The sequence below is a fragment of the Candidatus Defluviilinea gracilis genome, from assembly GCF_057138825.1.
Genome location: NZ_DBNHEF010000022.1, coordinates 43,039 through 50,394 on the forward strand (window position 1 = coordinate 43,039; position 7,356 = coordinate 50,394).

A 7,356-nucleotide genomic window follows, 5' to 3' on the forward strand; every position below is an offset into this window, starting at 1 on the left:
CGCACAGACATATAGCCAGGAGCGAACCAAATGTCTTCCACTTTGCCTCGTAAAACCTACGCCCGTATCCCTGTCAACATCAAACTCCCCAACCTCATCGAAGTCCAATTGGATTCATTCGAACGCCTCAAAAAAGAGGGACTGGGCGACCTCTTCCATGAGGTGTCGCCGATCGAATCGTATAACAAAGGGATGAAGCTGTTTTTTCCCGGTCGGGGACCCGAAGCCAAACAATGGGGCTTAAAATATTGGTTTGGCGATCCCAAACACACCATCGAAGAGTGTGTGGAGCGCGACCTGACCTACGCAAGCCCATTATACGTTTCGGTCTTACTGGCAGGCGCCGATGTGCCTGAGCCGATTAAGCAGGATATCTTTCTTGGCGATTTCCCCGAGATGACCGACAAAGGCACGTTCATTATTAACGGAACGGAACGCGTGGTCGTTTCGCAGTTGATCCGCTCCCCGGGTGTATATTTCGAAGCCCCCACGGATCGCGCGACGGGTCGCCTGCTCGCCATGTCCAAGTTGATTCCAGACCGCGGCGCGTGGATGGAGTTCGAAACCCGAAAATCCGATTACATCATCCTGAAGTTCAACCGCAAACGCACGGTGCCGATTACGGTGTTCCTGCGCGCATTAGCGGCGGTCGATGATGGGATAAAAGATTCGCCGCTCAAACTTGGAACAGATGAAGAGTTGTTGTCGCTATTTCAAGATGTGGACAATAATCCGGAACGTCTATTCCTGCCCTCTACTTTAAAACAGGAACCTGAATGGGACCTTTCCGGCGGACTGACCATCGCCGAAGCGGCGCTCATTGAGTTCTTCAAGAAAATGCGCCCTGGCGATCCTGCCACGCTGGACAATGCCCGGCAGTTCCTCGAGGAGCAGCTATTCGACCAGAGGCATTATGACCTTGAGCGCGTTGGTCGCTATAAATTGAATCAGAAACTCGATCTCAACGTCCCGATTCCGCACCGCACAGTCACCAAGAACGATGTGATTCGGCTCATCCGACGGATGATCCAGATCAATAATGGCGTCGAGCCTGCGGATGACATCGACCACCTCGGTAACCGCCGCGTGAAGACGGTGGGTGAGTTGATCCAAAACAAGCTCCGCATCGGGCTCCGACGTATGGAGCGCGTGATTAAAGAGCGCATGTCCATTCGTGATCAGGAGCAATTATCGCCGGTGACGCTGGTCAATATCCGCCCGGTCGTTGCCGCTCTGCGTGAATTCTTCGGCTCGTCACAGCTTTCTCAGTTTATGGATCAAACCAACCCGCTTGCCGAGTTGCGCCACAAACGCACTCTTTCTGCCTTGGGACCTGGCGGCTTGCGGCGCGAACGCGCTGGTTTCGATGTGCGCGATGTGCATCACTCGCACTATGGCCGCATCTGTCCGATCGAGACGCCTGAGGGTCCAAACATCGGTTTGATCGGCCGCCTTGCGTCGTTTGCGCGGGTGAACGAGTATGGCTTCATTGAAACCCCGTATCGCAAAGTCTTCCGAGTTATGGAAGCGGACGATGAGCGCCTTGAGGGTCGCACCTTGCGTGAAAAAATTGTCGACCCGAAATCGGAAGAAGTGTTGTTCGAGGCTGGCGAAACCATAGATTCGAAGATGATGAAGAAGATCTCCAAGCTGGCGCAGCCGGTGGAGATTGTTCCGTATGTATCAGACCAATTTGATTATCTTTCTGCCGATGCGGAAGACAAATATGTGATTGCCCAGGCGAATGCGCCACTTACAGAGAAAAAAGAATATGTGCGTGAGCGCGTATCCTGCCGATATCACTCCGGTTTTATTTTCTCAGTGCCCGAATCGGTTGATTACATGGATGTTGCGCCCCATCAGGTGGTCGGAATCAGCGCCGCGCTGATTCCGTTTCTTGAGCACGACGACGCCAACCGCGCGTTGATGGGGTCCAATATGCAGGCGCAGGCTGTGCCGCTGGTGCGCCCGGAGGTCCCGCTTGTTTCGACAGGCATGGAATATCACGCCGCGTTGGATTCGGGTCAGGTGGTGGTGGCAGAGGCTGACGGTGAAGTAACGTCGGTAACCGGAAACACGATCACCGTCCGCGAACGAGGCGGAAGTAATCACACGTATCAACTCCGCAAGTATCAACGATCCAATCAATCCACGTGCATTGACCAGCGCCCGGCTGTCGTCAAAGGACAGAAGATCAAGAAGGGCGATATCATCGCTGATTCTTCGTCTACAGAAAGCGGTCAGTTGGCGCTAGGGCAAAATGTGGTGATCGCTTTCCTTTCATGGGAGGGCGGGAATTTTGAAGATGCGATCTTGATCTCTGAACGACTTGTGCAGGAAGACCGCTTCACGTCGGTGCATATTGAAAAATATGAGGTGGAAGCGCGCGATACGAAGCTAGGGCCCGAGGAGATTACCCGCGATATCCCGAATGTCGGCGAGGATGCGATCAAAGATTTAGACGAGAACGGCATCATCCGCATTGGCGCGGAAGTCGGTCCAAACGATATTCTCGTTGGCAAGATCACGCCGAAGGGTGAAAAAGAATTAACCCCGGAGGAGCGGTTGTTGCGAGCGATCTTCGGTGAAAAGTCGCGCGATGTGAAAGACACATCTCTGCGCATGCCGCACGGTGAACGCGGCAAAGTGGTGGATGTGAAAGTGTTCACGCGCGAAGAAAATTCCGATCTATCAGCGGGCGTGGATATGATGGTGCGTGTTTCGGTCGCGCAACGCCGCAAGTTAACCGCGGGCGATAAGATGGCAGGACGACATGGGAATAAAGGTGTCGTCTCGAAAGTAGTGCCTGTGGAGGACATGCCTTTCCTCGAAGACGGCACTCCGGTGGATTTAATTTTGAATCCGCTGGGTGTTCCCGGACGTATGAACATCGGCCAGGTTTTGGAAGTTCATCTGGGCTGGGCGGCGAAGCGGTTGGGGTATCGCGCGGTCACGCCGGTGTTCGACGGCGCATCTGAAGAGGAGATCGAAGCCGAACTCGCCCGCGCCTGGATTATTGATGAGGCTTGGAAGGAAGTGGGAGTGAAAGCGTGGGAATGGATCAAGGAGCAGGAGTATGATCCTGAGTCGATTCAGGACGATGATGAAGTACGGCGCCTCTACCTTGAAGAGTGGCTGAGTAAGCGCAAGTATGATGCCTACGATCTGAACGATGTGGATTATGCTCGCCTTGCCACAGCAACCGAATGGTTACGTGACCGGGATTACGACCCCGATACTATTTTTTATCCGGACGAGATCAACCCGAAAGATCGGACGGAATACAATGATGCGGCAGTGAACGCCTGCTTACGCTTGTGGATCGAAGCCCAGGGTCATGCTGGGCGAGTGGCTGAGGCGCGCTTGATGGATGTTGCTCAGGAGATCGTTAATTCCACGGGTCAGCCGCTGCCGATCCTTGGCAAGCAAACCCTTCGTGATGGTAAAACCGGTATCCCGTATGATCAGCCTGTGACCGTAGGCGTGATGACGGTATTGAAATTACACCACCTTGTTGAAGATAAGGTTCACGCGCGTTCTACCGGTCCATATAGTTTGGTAACGCAACAGCCCCTGGGCGGTAAAGCGCAGTTCGGTGGTCAACGTTTCGGTGAAATGGAAGTGTGGGCGCTTGAAGCGTATGGCGCGGCATATACATTGCAAGAAATGCTGACGGTCAAGTCTGATGATGTGCAGGGACGCGTCAATACATATGAAGCGATCGTCAAGGGCGAGCCGATTGAAGAGCCAAGCATCCCCGCGTCGTTCAGGGTGCTGGTCAAAGAGTTGCAATCGCTGGGGTTGGCAGTGGAAGCTGTTAGCGAAGGCGGTGATGTTGTCAAGTTTGGAAAAGATGAGGAGAAACAGCATCCGCCTCGCATGGATACCGGCTTGCTGGGCATTGGAGACAACTTAACAGCGAAGCGAAAATCTTGACGATTATATTAATAGCGTGATAAAATCTCGCTCCGTTGCCAATTGAAAAAGGCGGCATTACCCCCGCTTGCATGGCATTACCTTGTGAGGCCATCACAGATCGACTTGATGGCCTCATTTTGTGCAAAAAAACTTTGTGAATAATTTTATTATCGGAGGCTGATCGTGCCGACAATCAATCAAATGGTCCGCAAGGGCCGCAAGAGCAAGAAGGCGAAAAGCAAGGCGCCGGCTTTTCAATTCACCTTGAACACTTATAAACAGCGGCGCATCCGCCAGGATAAAGGAGCGCCGCAAAAGCGCGGTGTATGTACGGTCGTTCGTACTATGACGCCGAAGAAGCCGAACTCCGCGCTGCGCAAGATTGCGCGTGTGCGTCTCACAAATGGCTTGGAAGTGACTGCCTATATCCCCGGTGAAGGTCACCAGTTGCAGGAGCACTCCGTGGTTCTTGTCCGCGGAGGTCGTGTAAAGGACTTGCCCGGCGTTCGCTATCACATTGTGCGCGGCTCGCTGGATACGACCGGTGTTGCTAATCGCAAACAGGCGCGTTCCAAGTATGGCGCGAAGCGTCCGAAGTAAACTGATGGAGTAATGACAGATGCGTAGAGCAAAACCTGAAAAACGGGAGATTCTCCCTGATATCCGTTACAACAGCGTCCATGTGCAGACGATGGTTCAACACGTCTTGAAACGCGGTAAAAAGAGCACTGCCATTGGGCTGATCTATGGCGCGATGGATTTGATCAAAGAGCGCACCGAGAAGAATCCAATGGACGTTTTCGACGGCGCTCTTAAAAATGTTTCGCCCGCCATGGAAGTCCGCCCTCGGCGCGTGGGCGGGGCGACATATCAAGTGCCGATGGAAGTTTCGACGGACCGTCGCACCACGCTGGCGATCCGCTGGATTCTGACCGCGGCGCGCGAGCGTTCCGGCAAATCTTTCCCGGACAAACTTGCCGGTGAATTGATCGACGCATTCAACGAAACCGGCGCGGCGATCCGCAAGCGAGACGAAACCCACAAGATGGCGGAAGCTAACCGCGCATTTTCACATTATCGTATTTGAGTGTTTTTGAAATCCTAACAAAAGGTGTTTAACTAAGAATGGCTCGCGAGTATCCGCTTGAGAAATATCGAAATATAGGGATCATTGCCCACATTGACGCCGGGAAAACAACCACGACCGAGCGGATCATGTTCTATACCGGCAAGACTCACCGAATTGGTTCCGTTGACGATGGAACCACGGTGACCGACTGGATGGTGCAGGAACGCGAACGCGGAATTACGATCGTGTCTGCGGCTGTTTCTGCTGAATGGAAAGGCTATCAGTTCAACTTGATCGATACGCCGGGACATATTGACTTCACCGCTGAAGTTCAGCGTTCACTACGCGTCTTGGACGGGGGGGTGGTGGTCTTCGATGCGGTACAAGGCGTCGAGCCCCAAAGTGAAACCGTTTGGCGTCAGGCGGACCGCTACAGCGTGCCGCGGATCTGTTTCGTTAATAAGATGGATCGTGTCGGGGCTTCATATGAGCGCACCATTGACACCATCATTGATCGTCTTGGCGCCAACCCCATCGCAATGCAGATCCCTATCGGATTTGAGGCGACATTCAAAGGCGCCATTGATCTTCTTTCGATGCAAGCAGTCATTTGGGAAGACGATCTCGGTAAAGAGCCAAAAATAACGGATATTCCGGCGGAAATGCAAAAAGACGCCGAGCAAGCCCGCGCAAAAATGGTGGAGAAGATCGCGGAACTCGACGATGAACTGACAATGAAATACCTTGAAGGTCAGGAAATCAGCATTGACGAACTCAAAGCCGCCTTGCGTAAAGGCGTGCTTGCCGTCAAAGCCGCGCCTGTTTTCTGCGGTTCTTCATTAAAGAATAAAGGCGTTCAGGTTCTACTGGATGCCGTAGTTGATTATCTTCCCTCCCCGGCTGATAAGCCGATCGTAACCGTATCGGTTCCCGATGAGCCGGAAAACACTTTTGAGATACCCGCGCAGGATGGTAGCCCGTTGAGCGCGCTGGTATTCAAGATCGTTACCGATCCCTATGTGGGGCGCTTGGCTTATGTTCGTGTGTACTCCGGCGTTGTCAGCCAGGGGCAAACTGTTCAAAACACAACCAAGCGAGGCAAGAAAGAACGTATCGGTCGTTTGATCCGTATGCACGCCGATCGCCGCGAAGATGTGACCGAAATCCGCGCTGGGGATATTGGCGCAGTTCTAGGCTTCAAAGAAAGCTTTACCGGCGATACGCTGTGCGACACGAAAGCCCTCGTTCTTGAAACCATCTCCTTCCCTGAGCCGGTGATTTCGATTGCTGTCGAGCCGAAAAGTTCCTCCGATCAAGAAAAAATGGGAGAAGCTCTTCGTAAACTGGCGGAAGAAGACCCAACACTCCACGTAAATTCGGATGAAGATTCCGGCCAGACTATTCTGCGCGGCATGGGCGAGTTGCATCTCGATATTATTGTAGACCGCCTCCTCCGCGAGTTTAGAGTTCAGGCAAATGTCGGCGCGCCCCGCGTGGCGTTCCGCGAGTCCATCACCAAAGTCGTCAAGGAAGTGGATTACAAATACGCGAAGCAATCCGGTGGTAAAGGTCAATACGGGCATGTCGTATTTTCCCTTGAGCCGGGTGAGCGTGGCAGCGGAATTGTCTTTGAAAATAAGATCGTTGGCGGCGCCATTCCGAAAGAATACATTAACCCGATTGAAAAAGGAATCAAAGAAGCGGCGGATGGCGGCGTGCTTGCCGGTTATCCCGTTGTAGACATCAAAGTGACGTTGTTCGACGGTTCCTTCCACGAAGTCGACTCAAGCGAAATGGCGTTCAAGATGGCGGCGATTTTGGGTTTCAAAGAAGGCGTGCAAAGAGGCAATGCTATTTTGCTCGAGCCGATGATGAAGGTTGAAGTTGTCGTGCCGGAAGAATACCTTGGCGATGTGATGGGACAGATTAATAGCCGCCGAGGGATGATCCAAGGCATGGAAGTCCGTTTGGGCAATGCGCAAGCGGTGCGCGCTATGGTCCCGTTGGCTGAAATGTTCGGCTATGCCACACAACTCCGTTCTGCCACCCAGGGGCGTGGCGTGTTCAATATGGAATTCGATCACTATGCGCCGGTTGCAAAATCGGTCGCGGAAGAAATTTTGAAAGCTTAACTCGTTTTTATATCAAGGAGACTCTTATGGCGAAGGAAAAATACGATCGGAGTAAACCGCATCTGAACGTGGGGACGATGGGGCACATCGACCACGGGAAGACGACATTGACGGCGGCGATCACCAAGGTAGCGGCCTTGGCGATCGGGTCGGGAGAAGTGAAAGCGTACGACCAGATCGACAACGCGCCGGAAGAAAAAGCGCGCGGCATCACGATCAACATTTCGCACGTGGAAT

5 protein-coding genes are annotated in these 7,356 nt (G+C 53.1%); all 5 read left to right on the forward strand.

Annotation, left to right across the window (positions count from 1 at the left end; genetic code table 11):
• The first annotated feature begins 30 nt into the window (after window positions 1–30).
• Window positions 31–3,936 carry a DNA-directed RNA polymerase subunit beta gene (gene rpoB / locus AC16KF_RS02910; protein WP_484035790.1) on the forward strand — a complete coding sequence of 1,302 codons (3,906 nt, stop codon included), beginning with the start codon at window positions 31–33 and terminating at the stop codon, window positions 3,934–3,936.
• Between the two features lie 165 nt (window positions 3,937–4,101).
• Complete coding sequence (gene rpsL, locus AC16KF_RS02915) at window positions 4,102–4,518, forward strand: 30S ribosomal protein S12 (RefSeq protein ID WP_484035791.1); 417 nt, start codon at window positions 4,102–4,104, stop codon at window positions 4,516–4,518.
• Window positions 4,519–4,537: 19 nt separating this feature from the next.
• Window positions 4,538–5,005 (forward strand): 30S ribosomal protein S7, encoded by a 468-nt coding sequence (gene rpsG / locus AC16KF_RS02920; protein WP_484035792.1) that lies wholly within the window; start codon window positions 4,538–4,540, stop codon window positions 5,003–5,005.
• Between the two features lie 38 nt (window positions 5,006–5,043).
• The gene (gene fusA / locus AC16KF_RS02925) at window positions 5,044–7,119 is read left to right on the forward strand and encodes an elongation factor G (RefSeq protein WP_484035793.1); all 2,076 of its coding nucleotides are present in this window, start codon (window positions 5,044–5,046) and stop codon (window positions 7,117–7,119) included.
• Window positions 7,120–7,145: 26 nt separating this feature from the next.
• Window positions 7,146–7,356: GTP-binding protein (locus AC16KF_RS02930; protein ID WP_484035794.1), on the forward strand; the 211-nt coding region annotated here is incomplete at its 3' end.